This is a genomic window from Nocardia sp. NPDC056564 (assembly GCF_042793755.1).
In the GTDB taxonomy this organism is placed as follows: Bacteria; Actinomycetota; Actinomycetes; order Mycobacteriales; family Mycobacteriaceae; genus Nocardia.
The window spans coordinates 58,278-77,073 of sequence record NZ_JBHTUR010000003.1 but is presented as its reverse complement, the minus strand read 5'-3'; the positions used below and the strand labels follow the sequence as shown (position 1 = coordinate 77,073).

7 protein-coding genes are annotated in these 18,796 nt (G+C 69.7%); 5 read left to right on the top strand and 2 right to left on the bottom strand.

Going from position 1 to position 18,796, the window contains the following annotated elements:
* Window positions 1-81 precede the first annotated feature (81 nt).
* The 5 genes from ACFQ9K_RS08340 (at window position 82) to ACFQ9K_RS08320 (ending at window position 17,354) form a co-directional block, all read left to right on the top strand.
* Window positions 82-6,570 (top strand): SDR family NAD(P)-dependent oxidoreductase, encoded by a 6,489-nt coding sequence (locus ACFQ9K_RS08340; protein WP_378719837.1) that lies wholly within the window; start codon window positions 82-84, stop codon window positions 6,568-6,570.
* Window positions 6,571-6,669: 99 nt separating this feature from the next.
* Window positions 6,670-8,667: an AMP-binding protein gene (locus ACFQ9K_RS08335; RefSeq protein ID WP_378719839.1), complete on the top strand. Its 1,998-nt coding sequence runs from the start codon at window positions 6,670-6,672 to the stop codon at window positions 8,665-8,667.
* Window positions 8,664-15,089 (top strand): type I polyketide synthase, encoded by a 6,426-nt coding sequence (locus ACFQ9K_RS08330; protein WP_378719841.1) that lies wholly within the window; start codon window positions 8,664-8,666, stop codon window positions 15,087-15,089. Before ACFQ9K_RS08335 ends, ACFQ9K_RS08330 begins: the two co-directional genes overlap by 4 nt.
* A 76-nt stretch (window positions 15,090-15,165) precedes the next feature.
* Window positions 15,166-16,053, top strand: coding sequence for an alpha/beta fold hydrolase (locus ACFQ9K_RS08325; protein WP_378982977.1), 888 nt, complete (start codon window positions 15,166-15,168; stop codon window positions 16,051-16,053).
* Window positions 16,053-17,354, top strand: a complete 1,302-nt coding sequence (locus tag ACFQ9K_RS08320) for an FAD-dependent oxidoreductase (protein WP_378982974.1) — start codon at window positions 16,053-16,055, stop codon at window positions 17,352-17,354. Before ACFQ9K_RS08325 ends, ACFQ9K_RS08320 begins: the two co-directional genes overlap by 1 nt.
* Before the next feature lie 22 nt (window positions 17,355-17,376).
* Here ACFQ9K_RS08320 and ACFQ9K_RS08315 read toward each other — a convergent pair whose 3' ends face one another.
* Both ACFQ9K_RS08315 and ACFQ9K_RS08310 read right to left on the bottom strand, forming a co-directional pair.
* Window positions 17,377-18,192, bottom strand: coding sequence for an MBL fold metallo-hydrolase (locus ACFQ9K_RS08315; protein ID WP_378723509.1), 816 nt, complete (start codon window positions 18,190-18,192; stop codon window positions 17,377-17,379).
* A 6-nt stretch (window positions 18,193-18,198) separates the two neighbouring features.
* A complete protein-coding gene (locus tag ACFQ9K_RS08310; RefSeq protein WP_378723508.1) occupies window positions 18,199-18,762 on the bottom strand; it encodes an ester cyclase in 564 nt (187 codons plus the stop codon).
* Between the last annotated feature and the right edge of the window lie 34 nt (window positions 18,763-18,796).

Genomic DNA, 18,796 nt, shown 5'->3' with positions numbered 1-18,796 from the left:
AACATAACTCGTGAAGCCGGGGCATCCGTCGCGCACGTTCGCGGCCGGACCGGATTCGTGCATGCAGGAAGGCGAACAACGATGGCAACCGAATCCGAACTCCGCAAGTACCTCAAGCGGGCCGCGATCGACCTCCAGGACACGCGACAGCGGTTGCAGGACGTGGAATCCCGGATGCACGAACCGATCGCCATCGTGGGCATGGGGTGCCGGTTCCCTGGCGATATCCGGAATCCGGCCGAACTGTTCCAGGCGACGGTCGAAGGGCGCGATCTGATCTCCGAGTTCCCGGCCGATCGCGGGTGGGATATCGAGTCGGCTTATCACCCGGATCGGGAGCACAAAGGCACGTTCTATGTCCGTCGCGGCGGGTTCCTCACCCGTCCCGGCGATTTCGATGCCGGATTCTTCGGCATCTCGCCGCGCGAGGCGCTGGCGATGGATCCGCAGCAGCGGCAACTGCTCGAGGTCGCGTGGGAGGCCATCGAGCACGCGAGCATCGATCCGGCCACGCTGGCCGGCAGCGCCACCGGTGTGTTCGCGGGGGTGATCACGCCGACGTTCCGGTCGGAGCCCGACGATATGAGCGGGTTCCACGGAATGATGCTGACCGGCAACACCGGCAGCATCGCCACCGGACGGATCGCCTACATCCTCGGCCTGGAAGGCCCTGCGGTGACGGTGGATACGGCGTGCGCGTCATCGCTGGTCGCGGTGCACCAGGCGGTGCGCTCGTTGCGCGGCGGTGAGATCTCGCTGGCGCTGGCGGGCGGCTCGACGATGATCACCGGGATCGCCGATTGCGTGGAGTTCTGTGCGATGGGCGCGCTCGCGCCGGACGGCCGGTGTAAGTCGTTCGCGGACAACGCCGATGGGTTCAGCGTCGCCGAGGGCGTTGGCGTCCTGCTGCTCGAGCGACTGTCCGACGCGCGCCGCAACGGCCGCCGGGTGCTGGCGGTGATCCGGGGTTCCGCGGTGAATCAGGACGGGGCGAGCAACGGGCTGACCGCGCCGAACGGTCCGGCGCAGCAGCGGGTGATCAAGCTGGCGCTCGCCGACGCCCAGCTGGCCGCGCGCGAGGTCGACGTGATGGAGGCGCATGGCACCGGCACCGCACTGGGTGATCCGATCGAGGCGACCGCGCTGCTGGCCACCTACGGCCGGGAACGGGTGAACGAGCCGTTGCTGCTGGGTTCGGTGAAGTCGAATATCGGGCACAGCATGGCGGCCGCCGGGGTGGCCGGTGTGATCAAGATGGTCGAGGCGGTGCGGCGCGGCGTCGTTCCGCCCACCCTGCATGCGGACACCCCGAGCACGCAGATCGATTGGGACAGCGGACGGGTGGCCTTGGTCACCGAGCCGCGGGCGTGGCCGGCGAACGGGCACCCGCGCCGGGCCGCGGTGTCGTCGTTCGGTATCAGCGGGACGAACGCGCACCTGATCCTGGAGCAGGCGCCGGTCGAGGAGCCCGCGCCCCGGCCGGAACGCGCTGTGCCGCCGGTCATTCCCTGGGTGGTCTCGGCCAAGAGCCGGGACGCGCTGATCGGCCAGGCGCGGCGGCTGGCGCACTGGGTTCAGCAGGAGCCGGACCTGGACCCTGCCGATGTCGGTCTGTCGCTGGTGAATTCGCGGACCCGGCATCCGCACCGGGCGGTGGTGCTCGGGCACGGTCGCGACGAGCTGATGGCCGGGCTCGCGAATCTGTTGGCAGGCAACGAGGTTCCCGATGTGGTGACGGGCGCGGGCGGGGTCAAGGGCAAGACCGTTTTCGTGTTCTCCGGGCAGGGTTCGCAGCGGCCGCAGATGGGCCGCGAGCTCTACGACGCTTACCCCGTGTACCGGGCGAAGTTCGACGAAATCTGCGCCCTGTTCGACCCGTGGTTGCCGCGATCGCTGCGTGCGGTGGTCTTCGCCGCCGCGGACAGTGACGATGCGGCGCTGCTCGATCGGACCGATTTCACCCAGGCCGGGCTGTTCGCCGTCGAGCTGTCGCTGTTCGAGCTGCTGCGGACCTGGGGTGTGAAACCCGATGTGGTGCTCGGGCATTCGATCGGCGAGATCGCCGCCGCCGGTGCTGCCGGAGTGTGGTCGTTGCCCGATGCGGTGCGGCTGGTGGCCGCGCGCGGCACGTTGATGGCCGCGTTGCCCACGGGTGGTGCGATGATCTCGCTCGCCGCCGGCGAGGAGGTCGTCGCGCCGCTGCTGGCCGGACGGGACGGTCAGGTGGGTATCGCGGCGGTGAATTCCCCTGATTCCGTGGTGATCTCAGGGGTCGAAGCGGTGGTCGAGGAGATCGCGGCCGGCTTGGTCGCCGACGGGGTCAAGGCGACGCGACTGCGCGTGAGTCATGCGTTCCACTCACCGTTGATGGCGCCCATGCTCGCCGAATTCGAGTCCGTGTGCGCTGAACTAAGCTACCAAGAGCCGACGTTGCCGGTGGTCTCGAACGTGACCGGTGGCATCGCGACGCCCGATGAGCTGCGCGCTCCCGAGTATTGGGTCCGGCACGTCAGCGCGCCGGTGCGATTCGCCGCAGGGGTCGCGGCTGCCGCCGAATTCGCCAGGGCCGGTGCGACCTTGCTCGAGATCGGACCGGCTGCCGGGCTGACCGGCCTGATCACCGACACGGTGGCCGAGCAGGACGACGCCGACGTCGTCGCCGTTCCGGTCGCGCGTGCCCAGCGCCCTGAACCTGTCGCGCTGCTGAGCGCGGTCGCGGCGGCGCACGGCCGGGGCACGCCCGTGGACTGGTCGGAGCTGTTCACCGGGACCGGCGCCCAGATCGTGGAATTGCCCACGTACGCGTTCGATCACAAGAATTACTGGGTCACCGGCGGGAACGGATCGGGTGATCCGCGGCAGTTCGGGGTGGGCGCGGTCGAGCATCCGCTGCTTGGCGCGATGGTCGGTGTGGCCGATGGCGGCGGGGTACTGCTGTCCGGCCGGTTGTCGCTGTCGTCGCACGCGTGGCTGGCCGATCACCTGGTCGGCGGACAGGTGCTGTTGCCGGGGGCGGTGTTTGTCGAGCTGGCGTTGTTCGCGGCGGGGGTCGTGGATGCGACGCGGATCGGTGAGCTGGTGTTGTCCGCGCCCTTGGTACTCGGCGAGCGGGGCGCGGTACAGCTCCAGATTCGGGTGACCGAGGGGGAATCGGCGGAAGAGTGGCGGATCGGCATCTTCGCTCGGGCCGAGGGCCAGGGAGACGAGGAATGGACGAATCACGCGTCCGGGGTGTTGGATTCGGTCGCGGTGCCCACCGACCTCGGTGCGGCGCTGCGCGTGTGGCCGCCGGTCGGCGCGGTCCCGATCGAGGCGGGGGATGCGTACGCGTCCTTCGCCGCCGCCGGCTACGCGTATGGGCCGGTGTTCCAAGGGGTGCGGTCGGTGTGGCGGCACGGGGAGGCATTGTTCGGCGAAGTGGTGCTGCCGGAGGGCGCGGCCGGCGACGCGGGACGGTTCGGGTTGCATCCGGCCCTGTTGGACGCGGCATTGCAGGTGTCCCTGGTGGGGGACTTGGCCGCCGGCGAGATCGGGCCGCTGCGTTTGCCGTTCGTCTGGGAGGGGGTGTCGCTGGCGGCGGTGGGCGCCTCGGTCGTGCGGGTGCGGGTGACGCACTCCGGTGATCGACTGGCGGTGGTGCTGGCCGATCCGGCCGGCGAGCTCGTCGCACACGTCGAATCGCTTGCGCTACGCGATATCTCGCTCGATGCGCGGGCCGGCTCCGCCGCGTCGGTCACCGATGCGCTGTTCGAATTGCACTGGGATGCCGCACCGCAGACCACCATCGCCGCCAGTGGCGACTGGAGCACGCTCCATGACCCGGTGGCGAGCGACAGTCGGCCGTGGGAAGTGCAGCGGTGGAGCGATACCGGCCGCGACGTCATCGTGCTCACCTGTCCGCAGGACAGCCCGATCGCCGATCCGCAGGCCGGCTTGACCGGTGTGCTGGAACGCGTGCACGCGCTGCTGGCCGAACCGGACTTCGCGGCGGCGACACTCGTGGTCGTCACTCACGGCGGCGTCGCGGTCGACGGCGGCGCGGACATCGATCCGGGCCAAGCCGCGGTCTGGGGTCTGCTGCGCAGCGCACAGAGCGAGCACGAGGATCGGATCGTCCTGCTCGACCTGGACCCTTACCCCGACCGCGCGGTGGAGTCCGCCCGCGCGGAACGCAGGTCGGCGGTGGCCGCCGTGCTGGCCGCCGGCGAGGCACAGGCGGCGGTGCGGCGCGGTGTGGTCTTCGTGCCGCTGCTGGCGCGGGCGGGCGCGGATACGGCAACGGGCGCGCACCTCGCCGGGACGGGGTCCGGGTGGCAGCTGGGCGTCCTGGACAAGGGCACGCTCAACGGCGACAACATGGTGCTCGCGCCCGCGAGCGATCCGACGGAACTGGCACCGGGGCAGGTGCGCGTCGCGGTACGCGCGGCCGGGATGAACTTTCGCGACGTGCTGATCGCGCTGGGCATGTATCCGATCGACGGCGCGCCGATCGGCGGTGAGGGAGCCGGCGTCGTTGCGGCCGTCGGTCCCGGCGTCAAGCGATTCGAACCGGGTGACCGGGTGATGGGTTTGTTCACCGGAGTCGGGTCGAGCGTCGTCGCCGATCAGTCCGGGGTCGTGCGGATTCCGTCGGGCTGGAGTTTCGAGCAGGCGGCGGCGGTACCGGTCGTGTTCGCGACGGCCTATCACGCGCTGGTCGATCTGGCGCAGCTGCGCTCCGGCGAGCGGGTGCTGATCCACGCGGGGACCGGCGGTGTCGGCCTGGCGGCGATCCAGCTGGCCCGGCATCTGGGTGCCGACCTGTTCGTGACGGCGTCCGAGCCGAAGTGGCCGGTGCTGCGGGACCTCGGCTTCGACGAAGAGCGGATCGGGAACTCGCGAACCCTGGACTTCGAGCAGAAGTTCCTCGCCCAGACCGCAGGCCAGGGCGTGGACGTGGTGCTGGATTCGCTGGCCGGCGAGTTCGTCGACGCGTCACTGCGATTGCTGCCGCGCGGTGGCCGATTCCTGGAGATGGGCCTGACCGACCTGCGTGATCCGGACCGGATCGCGACGGACTGTCCAGGCGTGCGGTATGCGGCGTTCCAGCTGATGGAGCTGCCCGCGCACCACCTGCAGAAGATCCTGGGCGAGCTGTTCACGCTGTTCGAAACCGGTGTACTGCAACCGCTTCCGGTCACGCGGTGGGATGTGCGGCGCGCGCCGGAGGCGTTCCGGTATCTGTCGCAGGCGCGGCATATCGGCAAGAACGTGCTGACGGTACCGCGGCAATCGGACCGCGCCGGCACCGTGTTGATCACCGGCGGCACCGGCGGGTTGGGTGCCATGGTGGCCCGGCACCTGGCCACCCACCACGGCGTCGAACATCTGCTGCTGGCTTCACGGCGTGGTCCGGCGGCCGACGGCGCGGCCGAGCTGGTCGCCGAATTGCGCGAAGCCGGAGCGAGCGCGGACGTGGTGGCGTGTGACGTCGCCGACGGAGATGCCGTGCGCGCGTTGGTATCCGGTATCGATCCGCGCCGTCCGCTGACCGGGATCGTGCATACGGCAGGCGTGCTCGACGACGGCCTGTTCACCGACCTGACGCCCGAGCGCGTCGGGAAAGTACTCGCGCCCAAGGCGAATGCGGCCTGGCACCTGCACGAGGCGGCGAAGGACCTGCCGCTGTCGATGTTCGTGCTGTTCTCCTCGATCGCAGGCACGGTCGGTTCACCGGGTCAGTCGAATTACGCCGCGGCGAACGCGTATCTGGACGCGCTCGCGCTCTATCGGCGGCGGCGGGGCCTGGCGGCCACCTCGATCGCCTGGGGCCTGTGGGAGCAGTCGACCGGAATGACCGCGTCGTTGACGGACCTAGATCGCGGGCGATTGCGTGCCGGTGGATACCTGCCGATCGCCACCGGCGACGGCCTGGCCATGCTGGACGCGGCGCTGAGCACCGGGCAGCGGTCGGTCGTTGCGTCGCGGATCGATACCGCGGCCTTGCAGAAGGCGGAAACGGTGCCGCCGATGCTGCGCGGTGTCGTGCGCCGGATGCGCAAGGCCGCGGCTGCGGGGCAGGCCTCGGGCCTGGTCGCCGGCCTGTCCGGTGTGGGTGCTGCCGAACAGATCCGGATACTGCTGGATCTGGTGCGCACGCAGGCCGCCGCGGTGCTCGGGCACGCCTCGGCGGAGGCGGTCGGCGCCGATGATGTGTTCAAGGACTTAGGATTCGATTCGCTGGGCGCAGTCGAGTTCCGGAACCGATTGAAGAACGCGACCGGCTTGAAACTGCCGACGACGGTGGTGTTCGACTACCCGACCGCGGCGGCCTTGGCCGGGTATATCGCCGCCGAGATCGTTCCGGTCGAGGATGTCGTGGACCGGATCGTCGCCCAGGTGGATGTGCTGTCGGGGGTGTGCGACGGGGCCGAGCTGGATCGGTCCGAGGTCGCCGCCGTCACCGAGCGGCTGACCGAGATCATCCGAGGTTTGCAGGGCGGCAGTGGTTCTGGTCTCGACCTGGACGCCGCCGACGACGACGAGATCTTCGACTTCATCGACCAGGCGCGTCCCACCGGCTATGTGTGACGCACCGCGGTGACGGCCCGGTGCTGACGCCGTCCCGATTTCGGCAAGACACTATCGATATCGAGGGATCTCATGCTACGAACCGATCTCATCCGTCCAGTGCCGGACATACTGCGGGACAACGCGATTCGATTCGGTGACCAAGTCGCCTTCACCGATCCGGTGCGATCGGTCGGCTATGCGGAGCTGGAGCGGCGGACCCGTCGGCTCGCGGGCAATCTCGGCTGCCGGCGCGGCGATCGGGTCGTGCTGATGCTCGGCAACAGCGTCGAGATGGCCGAGGGGTATTTGGGTGTCGCGCGAGCGGCCGCGATCGGCGTGCCGGTCAACCCGTATTGTTCCGACGCCGAACTCGAGCACATCGTGCGCGACAGCGGAGCGAGTGTGCTGATGGCCCAGGCGAGTTGCGTAGCCAGGCGCCGGGAGCTGCTGGGCCGGTACCCCGGCCTGCGCCTCGTGGTCGCGGGCGAGACGGGCGAGAACACGCGCGCCTTCGAGGAATTGGCCACTACCGAACCGGTCACGGCCGCGCGGGACGACCTCGGGGTCGATGACATCGGCTGGATCCTGTACACCTCGGGCACCACCGGGCAGCCGAAGGGCGTGGTCACGACGCTGACCAAGGCGCTGTGGGGCACGGTCGCGGGCTACATCCCCGGGTTCGGGATGAGCGCCGACGACCGGTTGCTGTGGCCGATGCCGTTGTCGCACTGTCTCGGTCATCATCTGGGCGTGCTCGGCGTCGCCGCCGTCGGCGCGGGCACGCTGCTGATCGACGGGTTCGCGGCGGGGCCGCTGCTCGACGCGCTCGGCTCGATGTCGCCGACCGTGCTGGTCGGCGTGCCCACGCTGTTCCAGCAGCTGGTCCGGGTGGGCGCCGACGCGATGCCCGCACATACGTTGCGGGCGTGCTGGTTCGGTGGTGCCCCCGGCTCGGCCGAGCTCGGCCGAGCGGTCGAAGCCGCGCTGGGCGTGCCGCTGCTGAACACCTACGGTGCCAGCGAGGCGACCGGGGCGATCACGGTCAATCCGCCGTCGAACCGCAACACCCCGGCGTCGGCCGGGCTGCCGATCCTGGGGGTGAACACCCGGATCGTGGATCCCGGCACCGGTGTCGACGTGCCCGCCGGCGCCGAGGGGGAACTGTGGGTCGCCGGTCCCGGTGTGATGGTCGGCTACTACAACCGGCCCGATCTGACGGCCGAGGTGCTGCGCGGCGAATGGCTGCGCACCGGTGACCTCGCGCGCCGCGACCCGCTGGGGTTTCTCGACATCACCGGCCGGATCAAGGAACTCATCATCCGGGGTGGCGCGAACATCCATCCGGTCGAGATCGAGAACGTGGTGAAACGTGTGGCCGGCGTGCGGGATGCGGCGGTCTGCGCACGGCCGCACGACACACTCGGTGAAGTGCCCATCGCCCTGGTGGTTCCCGATTCGGTGGAGTTCGAGGTCGGGGCGGTGTTCGCCGAATGCCGGAAAAGCCTCGAGCACGCCAAGGTTCCGTTCGAGGTGTACGAGATCGACGCGGTGCCGCGGACCATGTCGGGGAAGATCCTCCGCCGTGAGCTGCCTACGCTGGCGAACCGGCTCCTGGGCAGCGTCGAGACCGAGTCCGCGGGCGACGCCGATGGGTGGGTCCAGCCCGACGCCGCGGTCCGCGCCGAGCTGGCCGCCCGGCTCGCGGGCTTGGCACCCGCAGACGGTGTCGCCCTGCTGTGCGACCGGATCTTCGACGCGGTGGCGTCGATCATCGGCGACGCTCATCGCGACGTCGACGGCACGTTCACCGACTGGGGGATCACCTCGGTGGGCGCGGTGGGATTGCGTAACCACTTGGTCGCGGGTACCGGGCTGGATCTACCGGCAACGGCCGTATTCGATTACCCCACAACGGAAATCCTCGCGGGGCACCTACGGTCGCTGCTGGTCGGCGAGTATCGGCCCGCGCGGCTCCCGACGCCCCCGCCGGCCGCGGACTTCGCGCGGCGCATCGCGGAGATCGAGGCCATGGATCCGGCCGAACTGGTCCGGCTGGCCTCGGTCGGCGCGCAGCCGGATCCCGAGGCGACCGACGACAGCGACGGTGCACAGTGACGACAACCGAGAATCTGGTCGAGGCGCTGCGCAATTCGCTGCTGGAGCAGCAGCGACTGCGGCAGGTCAACGCGGAAGCCGAGGCCGCACTGGCGGAACCGATCGCCATCATCGCGATGGGCTGCCGCTATCCGGCCGATGTCCGTACGCCCGAGCAGCTTTGGGACCTGGTCGCCGCCGGCGTCGACGCGACATCGGAGTTCCCGGCCGACCGGGGCTGGGATCTGGCGAACCTGTTCGATGCCGAGCCGGGGCAACCGGGGAAGAGTTACGTGCGCCGAGGCGGATTCCTGCACGACGCGGCCGAATTCGATGCCGGGTTCTTCGGCATCTCGCCGCGCGAGGCGGCGATCATGGATCCGCAGCAGCGGCTGCTGCTCGAGGTGTCCTGGGAGACGTTCGAGCGCGCGGGCATCGACCCGATGTCGTTGCGGGGCAGTGATACCGGTGTCTTCGCCGGCGTGATGTATCACGAGTACGGCACCGATGTGGTGGGCTCGGCGGGATCGATAGTCTCGGGCAGGCTCGCCTACACCCTCGGCCTCGAAGGGCCCGCGATCACCGTGGACACCGCGTGTTCGTCCTCGCTGGTGGCGATGCATCTGGCGGCACATTCGCTGCGCACGCGGGAGTGCGGGCTGGCCATCGCCGGCGGGGTGGCGGTGATGACCGCGCCGACGTCGTTCGTGGAGTTCGCCAAGCAGCGCGGGCTGGCCCCGGACGGGCGGTGCAAGGCGTTCGCCGCGGCGGCGGACGGGGTGGGTTGGTCCGAGGGCATCGGCGTACTGCTGCTCGAACGGCTCTCCGATGCCCGGCGCAACGGCCACACCGTGCTGGCGCTGATCCGCGGTTCGGCGGTCAATCAGGACGGGGCGAGCAACGGGCTGACCGCGCCCAACGGGCCGGCGCAGCAGCGGGTCATCCGGCAGGCGCTGGCGAATGCGCGGGTGGCGGCCGGTGACGTGGATGTCGTCGAGGCACACGGTACCGGGACGACGCTGGGTGATCCGATCGAGGCGTCCGCGCTGCTGGCGACCTATGGACGGGCGCGGGCCGCCGCGGAACCGCTGTGGCTCGGGTCGGTGAAATCGAATATCGGGCACACCCAGGCGGCCGCGGGGGTGGCGGGGGTGATCAAGATGGTCGAGGCGATGCGGCGGGGGACGATCCCGCCGACCCTGCACATCGACGCGCCGAGCCCGCACGTGAACTGGTCCGCCGGCGGGGTGGAACTGGCGACGCGGACGCGCGCGTGGCCGCGGCACGATCGTCCGCGCCGGGCCGCGGTGTCGTCGTTCGGGATCAGCGGGACGAACGCGCATGTGATCCTGGAGCAGGCGCCCGCGACCGAATCCCTCGGCGAACCGGAACGGGTTGCGCCGCCGGTCATTCCGTGGGTGCTCTCGGCCAAGACGGTGGAATCCCTTGCCGGGCAGGCGCAACGGTTGCAGGACCTGGTGTGTTCGGCGTCGAGTCCGGATCCGGTCGACATCGGGTTCTCGCTGGTGACCTCGCGATCGTCGTTCGCGCAGCGCGCCGTGGTGCTCGGGGACAGTGGGGAATCGTTGACCGCCGGGATTGCCGAGATCGCCTCCTGGGATGCCACGGCGACGGTGCGCGGCCGCGCGGATGTGCGCGGTAAGACGGTCTTTCTCTTTCCCGGGCAGGGGTCGCAGTGGGCCGGGATGGCGGCCGCGCTGCTCGAATCCTCGCCGGTCTTCGCCGAGCAGATCGGCCGGTGCGCAGCGGCATTGGCCGAGTTCACCGATTGGTCGCTGCTGGATCTGTTGTGTAGCAACGATATCGATGAACGGCCGGAGATCGTGCAGCCCGCGCTGTTCGCGGTCATGGTCGCGCTGGCTCAGCTGTGGCGCTCGATGGGGGTCGAGCCGGACGCCGTGATCGGGCACTCGCAGGGGGAGATCGCCGCCGCGCACGTTGCCGGGGTGCTGTCGCTGCGGGAGGCGACGCGGATCGTGGTGATCCGCAGCCGCGCCGTGTGCGCCATCGCGGGTCGTGGCGGGATGGTCTCGGTGCTTCGTCCGTTCGCCGAGGTCGAGGCGGTGGTCGAAGCCCGGTGGGCGGGGAAGCTGTCCATCGCGGTGGTCAACGGACCGACCTCCACGGTGGTGTCCGGTGACAACGCCGCGCTGGCGGAGCTGCTGGCGCACTGCGCGGCGACGGGAATCGGCGCGCGGCGGGTGGCCGTCGACTTCGCTGCGCACTCGGTGCAGGTCGAGCCGTTGCGCGCGGAGATCCTGCGGGAGCTGGGGGACGTGGCGTCGCGCGCCGGCGATATCGCGGTCATCTCGTCGGTGACCGGCGAGGTGCTCGACGGTGCCGCGATGGATGCCGAGTACTGGTACCGGAACCTTTCCGAGACCGTGCGTTTCGCGAGCGCCGTGCGAACCGCGTACGCGTTGCGGTGCCGCGGTTTCGTGGAATGCAGTCCGCATCCGGTGCTCGGCGTCGACGTGCAGGAGTTCCTCGACGAGACCGAGGACGCGCGGCGCAGCATGGTGGTCGAATCGCTGCGACGCCACGACGGTGGGCTGAGACGGTTCCTGACTTCGGTTGCGGCGGCGCATGTTCGGGGTGTTCCGGTGGATTGGCCGCGGGTCTTCGCCGGGTCCGGGGCGGTGCGGGTCGACCTGCCGACGTATGCGTTCGACCGCCGGCGCTACTGGTTGGAGACGACACCGGCGGTCGCGGTGTCGGGGCTCGGCCTGGGTGCGGTGGCGCATCCGCTGCTGGGTGCGGTGGTGGGGGTGGCCGACGGCGGCGGTCTGCTGCTGTCGGGTCGCTGGTCGGTGCCGACGCACGCGTGGTTGGCCGACCATGCAGTGGATGGTCGAATCCTGGTGCCGGGCGCGGTGTTTGTCGAGGTGGCATTGTTCGCCGCGGACACGGTGGGCGCGTCGCGGGTGGGGGAACTGGTGCAGTCCTCGCCGCTGGTGCTCGACGAGCAGGACGGGGTGCAGATCCAGGTTCGGGTTACCGATGGGGAGTCGCCAGGGGAGTGGCGGATCGGGATGTACTCCCGGGCTGCGGGTTCGGCCGAAGAATGGACCTGTCATGCCACCGGCGTTCTGGATTGCGTAGCCGTGCGGTCCGACGCGGGCGCCGGTCTGCGCGTGTGGCCGCCCGCGGGTGCGGTGCCGGTGCAGGTAGGAGACGCGTACGCGGCGTTGGCCGGCGCCGGATATACGTACGGCCCAGCTTTCCACGGGGTGCGGTCGGTGTGGCGGCGCGGGGGCGAGTTGTTCGGTGAGGTAGTGCTGCCGGAGGGAAGTGCTTGCGACGCAAGTCGGTTCGGGCTGCATCCGGCGTTGCTGGACGCGGCCCTGCACGTTTCGCTGGTGGGGGAGTTGGCGTCCGGCGGTGTGGGGGTGCGGTTGCCGTTCGTCTGGGAGGGGGTGTCGCTGGCGGCGGTGGGTGCGTCGGTGGTGCGGGTGCGCGTGCTGCGGAACGGTGACCGGATGGAGGTCGTACTGGCCGATCCCGCCGGCGAACTCGTCGCGCACGTGGAATCCCTGGCCTTGCGTCCGCTCGCGGCCGAAGGCGTCGTCAACCCGATTCGCGGGCTCGCCGACCTGTACGCCGTGCAGTGGATTCCGCTGGCCGGCAGCGTGATTCCGGAAGCCGGCGATCCGTGGGACACCGTCGAGGCGCGTGGTGGATGGCGGCTGGAGCGGTCGGTCACCGCCCCCGAAATCCTTGCCCTGACCTGTCCATCGGAGGGTGCGGAGGTTACCGAGCCGGGTAGCGACGCCGTTCGCGCGGGAGTGGTCGACCGGACGCATCGGCAGGTGCGTGAAGCACTCGAGCTCGTCGGAAAAATACTGTCGGACAGCCGATTCGGTGCCGCGACCGTGGTCGTGGTCACGCGCGACGCGGTCGCGATCGACGGCGGTGCGGAGATCGATCCGGCGAGTGCCGCCGTCTGGGGCCTACTGCGTAGTGCCCAGAACGAGAACCCCGGTCTGATCGCGCTGCTCGATATCGATCCGGAGACCGACTGTGGCGCGGCCGTGCTCGCGCTGGCCCGGTCCGGTGAGCAGCAGGCCGTTGCGCGCCGGGGAGTGCTCCAGGTCCCTCGGTTGTCCCGCGTCGGCGCGGATACCGTCGGGCACGCGGACCTGGCGACCTCGGGAGCGCCATGGCAGCTGACCACCGTGGGCACCGGCGCGCTGCACGGTGACAATCTGGTGCTCGAATCGGCCGGTCCGGCGCGCGAATTGGCCGCCGACGAGGTTCGGGTGTCGGTGCGCGCGGTCGGGGTGAACTTCCGGGACGTGATCATCGCCTTGAATATGTATCCGCGCGCGGGAGTCGCGGTCGGTGGCGAGGGCGCCGGAGTCGTCTCGGCGGTCGGCTCGGATGTGACGCGGTTCGCGCCCGGCGATCGGGTGATGGGTCTGCTCCCCGGTACGGGGTCGTCCGTGATCGCCGACCAGTCGTCGCTGGTCGGTATTCCGTCGGGCTGGAGTTTCGAACAGGCCGCCGCGGTGCCGGTGGTGTTCGCGACGGCGTATTACGCGCTGGTCGATCTGGCGGGGTTGCAGCCGGGTGAGCGGCTGTTGGTGCATACGGCGACCGGCGGGGTGGGTTTGGCGGCGATTCAGTTGGCGCGGCATCTGGGGGCGGAGCTGTTCGTGACGGCCTCGGAGCCGAAATGGCCGGTGCTGCGGGAGCTCGGATTCGCGGACGGGCGGATCGGGAATTCCCGGACGCTGGAATTCGAGGACAAGTTCCTGGCGCAGACCGACGGGCAGGGCGTCGATGTCGTGCTGGATTCGCTGGCCGATGAGTTCGTCGACGCGTCCCTGCGGTTGTTGCCGCGGGGCGGTCGTTTCCTGGAGATGGGGGCGAACAACCTGCGTGATCCGGACGCGACCGCGGCCGCGTATCCGGGGGTGCGGTACCAGCCCTTCGATCTGTCCGATCTGTCCGCACAACACTTGCAGCGGATCCTGAGCGAGCTGTACACGCTCTTCGAAGCCGATGTGCTGCAACCGCTTCCGGTGACGCGATGGGATGTCCGGCGGGCGCCCGAACTGCTTCGGTTCATGTCGCAGGCGCGGCATATCGGCAAGAACGTGCTGACGATTCCGCAGGCGCTGAACCGTGCCGGAACCGTGCTGATCACCGGTGGCACCGGGGGTTTGGGTGCGGTGGTGGCTCGGCACCTGGTGGCCCGCCACGGTGTCGAGCATCTGGTGCTCGCCTCCCGGCGCGGTCCGGCGGCCGCCGGGATCGCGGAGTTGGTGGCGGAACTGCGCGAGTCCGGCGCCGCCGTCGAGGTGGTGGCCTGCGACGTGACCGACGGGGATGCGGTGCGCGCGTTGGTGTCCGGCATCGATCCGGGCCATCCGCTGACCGGGATCGTGCACGCGGCGGGCGCGCTGGACGACTGCCTGTTCACCGATCTCACCGCCGAGCGCGTCGGGACGGTGCTCGCGCCGAAGGTGGATGCGGCGTGGCATCTGCACGAAGCGGCGAAAGACCTTCCGCTGTCGATGTTCGTGCTGTTCTCCTCGATCGCGGGGGTGCTCGGTTCGCTCGGGCAGTCGAATTACGCTGCGGCGAACGCGTTCTTGGACGCGCTGACGGTGCATCGCCGCAGGCGGGGACTGGTGGCGACGTCGATCGCGTGGGGCCTGTGGGAGCAGGCGACGGCGATGACGGCGTCGTTGACGACCGCGGACCGGGGTCGGCTGGCGGCCGGCGGGTTCGTGCCGATCGGCACCGACGACGGGATGGCCATGCTGGACGCCGCCCTCGGGTCCGGCCAAGGCTGCGTGGTGGCGTCGCGGATCGATACGGCCGTATTGCGGCAGGTGGACACCGTGCCGCCGATGCTGCGCGGCATGGTGCGGCGGACGCGCAAAGCGGCGGACACCGGGGTGGGGCCGGGTAATGGGCTGGTCGCGAGTTTGACGGGTTCGACTCCCGCCGAGCAGAACCGGATCGTGCTGGATATGGTGCGCTCGCATGCCGCGGCCGTGCTCGGCCACGCCTCGATCGAGGCGGTGGGGGCCGATGATGTGTTCAAGGACCTGGGTTTCGACTCGCTGGGCGCGGTCGAGTTCCGGAATCGATTGAAGAACTCCACCGGTCTGAAGCTGCCGACGACGGTGGTGTTCGACTATCCGTCGCCGGCCGCGTTGGCGGGATTCATCGCGGCCGAGATCGTTCCCGCCGAGGACGTGGTGGGGCGGATCGTGGCCCAGGTCGACGCGCTGTCGGGGGCTTGTGCCGGTGCGGAGCTGGATCGGTCCGACATCGCCGCGGTCACCGAGCGGCTCGCCGAGATCATTCGAGAATTGCAGGGCAGCAAGGGGTCCGGGATCGATCTGGAGGCTGCCGAGGATGACGAGATCTTCGACTTCATCGACGGCGCGCCGACGGTGCGCAAGTGAACGTCTCCGAGTCCTCGCTCGACAGGACAGCGCGCCAGGCGTTCTGGTGCGATCAACGGAAAGTAGGTACCGAAGCGTGATTTCGACCCGGACGCTGCAACCCACGTCCGATACGACGTTGTCGATGGTGGTGTCTGCGCCGGCGAAACCTGCGGCGGTCGCGGTGGTTCTGCCCGCGATGGGTGTCGCGGCGAACTACTACCGGGACTTCGCCGCGCAGCTGGCCGGGCAGGACATCGCGGCGATCGTCGTGGATCTGCGTGGCCAGGGCGACAGCGTGCCCAAGAGCGGTCGCGGCGCGAACTGGGTGCACGCCGACCTGGTCGACGTGGATCTGCCCGCCGTGCTCGACCTGGCCGGCAACGAGTTCGCCGGTCTGCCGCTCTTCCTGGTCGGGCACAGTTTCGGTGGGCATCTGGCGCTTCAGCGGGCGGCGCGGGCACCGGGAGGTCTCACCGGCGTGGTGCTGATCGCCAGCGGTTCGGTGTGGTACCGGACCTATGCCGGCCTGATTCGTACGCGAAACCTGTTGTTCGGGCAGTGGTTCGGGCTCATCGCCCGGACGCTGGGTTACTTTCCCGGTGATCGTCTTGGCTTCGGCGGCCGCCAAGCGGCGGGGGTGATGACCACCTGGGCGCGTCAGGTCCGCGGCGGCATCATGACCGATGACGGGATCACCACGGGCACCGGCGTGTTCGAGTTCTCGCTGCCCCTGCTGACCGTGCGCATCGAGCAGGACGACCTGGCGACCGAGGCCGGCGTACGCGCCTTGGCCGCGGCGGCACCGCAGGCACCGCATACGGACTGGATCTACACCTCGGCCGAGGCAGGCGGCCGGCTGGACCACTTCCGCTGGGCAAAGCACAGCGGTCCGCTGGCCGCCCGGCTGCGGTCGTGGATGAACACCATCGGCACCGGCGCCGAATCCGCGCCGGGCACAAAGCTTTCGGAAAGGAACTCTTGATGAGCGCCGAAATCGGGCCGCGGACGGCGCTTGTCGTCGGCGGCGGCTGGTCGGGTATCGCCGCCGCCTGGTATCTGCACCGCAGCGGGGCGGCCGTCACCCTGCTCGATGAGCAGCCGACACTCGGTGGCCGGTCCCGCACCGTGCACCTCGGCGATCGCCGGATCACTTTGGGCGGCAAGAACATCGGCAGCAAGTACGCGGAGTTCAGGGAGTTCGTCGCGGAGATGAAGGGCGGGGAGTTCGAACACTTCGGAATCAACTCCTCCCGCGTCGTGCACGGTCGCGTGGTCACCGTCGACGGCAAGTCACCGGTCGCGGGGATGCTCGAGCTCGCGCGACGGGCCGGTCCGTTCGACATCTACCGGTTCCTGCGGCTGGTCGGGTATGTGCGCGGCGACGACGCCAACCGGTTCGTGCGCGGGCCGCGGTTCGTCCAGCTCGGTGAACGACGGGGCGATCCGGCGCTGGACGGCTACTTCGGCCGCAACCTGCTGGACGCGCTCATCCGGCCGATGACGGTGCGGATGAACGGCGCCGAGCCCGACGAGATCCAGCTCGCGGACTTCGGCGCCAATCTCGGCATGCTGCTGGATCGGTTCGATCAGCTCACCGACGGAATGGAGCCCGTCTATCGCCGGTTCGAGTCGACGGTCACCGTCGAAAACGGCACCAGGGCAATCGGATTGCTGACCGAGGGTGGTCGAGTCACCGGCGTGGACGCGATCGACGCGGCCGGTCGGCCGCAGGCCTACGCGGCCGACCTCGTGGTGATCGCGGTCCCCGCTCCCGCGGCCGCGGAGTTGCTGCGCACCGAATTGTCGGTGGTCGCCGATGAACTCGCGCGCGTCCGATACCACCCGGCGACCGTGGTGGTCACCGAGTACGACCGCCCGGTGTTCGGCCCGGTCGCCCGGTCCCTGGTCTTCGAGCCCGACAGCGCCGTCAGCAACGCGGGCGCCTACGGCGTCGACGACCGGCACATCGTCCGCTACACCTTCAGCGGCCGCGCCGCCCGCCCATACCTGACCGAGGACTTCGACAAGCTCCGTGTGCGCGCCGAAGCCCAACTGTCACCGCACTTCCCGGCGTTGACCGAGTCGAAGGCCGTGGCCCAGGCAGGCCGACATTGGGAACACGCGTTCTGCGCCTACAGCCACCGGCACGCCGACCGGGTCGACCGCATCGACGCGGCGGCAAGCGCCGCCGGACTGCTCCTCGTCGGCGACTATCGCCGGGGAACATCGATCGAGGCATGTTTCCGCGGGGCCAAGGAGCAGGTGGAGTCGGTCACGCGGTAGAGACGAACCGCGACCGATGCGCTCAGTGTGCGGACGGCCCGGTCGCGTCGACCTGCTGTGCGCGGCGGAGGAGGGCGGGGTCGTGGGCGTTGACCAGGAGCAGGTCAGCGGTTGGGGCGGACCAGAGTTCGGCCAGGCGGTCGTGATTGGCGCGGACCTGGGCCCGGTTGTAGGCGGTCAGGTGTTCCATCGCGGTGAGCGCTCGGGGCGCGTGGGTGCTGCGGTCGATCTGCCCGTGGTGGTAGAAGGCGTCGCCGGCGTGCAGGATCCATCGGTTGCCGGTGTCTACGGCGAAGGCGGCGTGGCCGCGGGTGTGGCCAGGGAGGGCGATCATGACCAGGCCCGGTGTGATCTCGGTGAGTTCCTTTGCGGCGGTGAATCCGCGCCAGGGTTCGCCGTGCCCCGGTGTGTGCTCGACGAGTTGCGGATCGTGGTCGCGTTGCGTCGGCAGATACCGGCCCTTTTCCACGAAACCGCGCGGCCGCAGTGCCGCTTTCGCCTCGTCGGCGGTGAGATGAATTCTGGCCCAGGGGAAGTCGGCGATCCCGCCGGTGTGATCGGCGTCGAAGTGGGTGACCACGATGTCGCGGACGTCGCGCGGATCGAAGCCGAGGCGTTCGATCTGGCGGATGGCGGCTTCGTTCTCGTCGAAGCGCGGGCGGACGAAGAAGCGGCTCGGCCCGAACCGGCCGCCCGGATCGGCGGCGTCGCGCAGGCCTAATCCGCTGTCCACCAACGCGAGTCCGGTGTCGGTTTCCAGCAGTAGGACGTGGCAGACCAAACCGTCAGGGGTGCCGAGCGGGCGCATCGAGCCGCAGTTGAGGTGATGAATCTTCATTTCGGATCACTCGCCGAGGTTCGGTGGGGTGGTGGTGAGCAGGCGCGGATCGGGTTCGGCGCCGGTGGTGGCGACGGCTCCGGCGACGGCGCGGGCGAGGGTGAGCAGGTCGCGGGGTTTGCGCTTGTCCAGTCCGCCCAGCAGCTGCCTGAGGACGGTGAGCTGGTCGAAGTAGATGCGTTCGACCGCCAGATTCTCCTGCTCGTCGAACACGAAGTAGGCCGTCATCCTGGTCCGGTGCGCGGAGCCGGTCGGCGGGATCTTGCCCAGCGGACCCAGATGCGTTCCGAGAAGCCAGAATTCGACAATCACCGCGTCGTGGCTGTGGCGCAGCGCGATGATCTCGTGATCCTGGTCGGGGAAGGCGCGGCGGGTGTCGCGATAGTAGCCGCGGACCTCGTCGTCGCCGTCGTGCACGACCATCGGGGCGATCAGCTCGTAATGCGGGTGCGGGAACGTGGACAGGGTCGCGTCCCAGTCCTGCCGGACCTCGTCGTGGAAGTGGTCGAGCACGAGCTTCTCCCGTGCGCGCAGGACGTTTTCGGGCGGCAGGGTGAATCGGGTGGACATCGGTGTCTCCTGGAAACGCATGCTGGACTCGAAA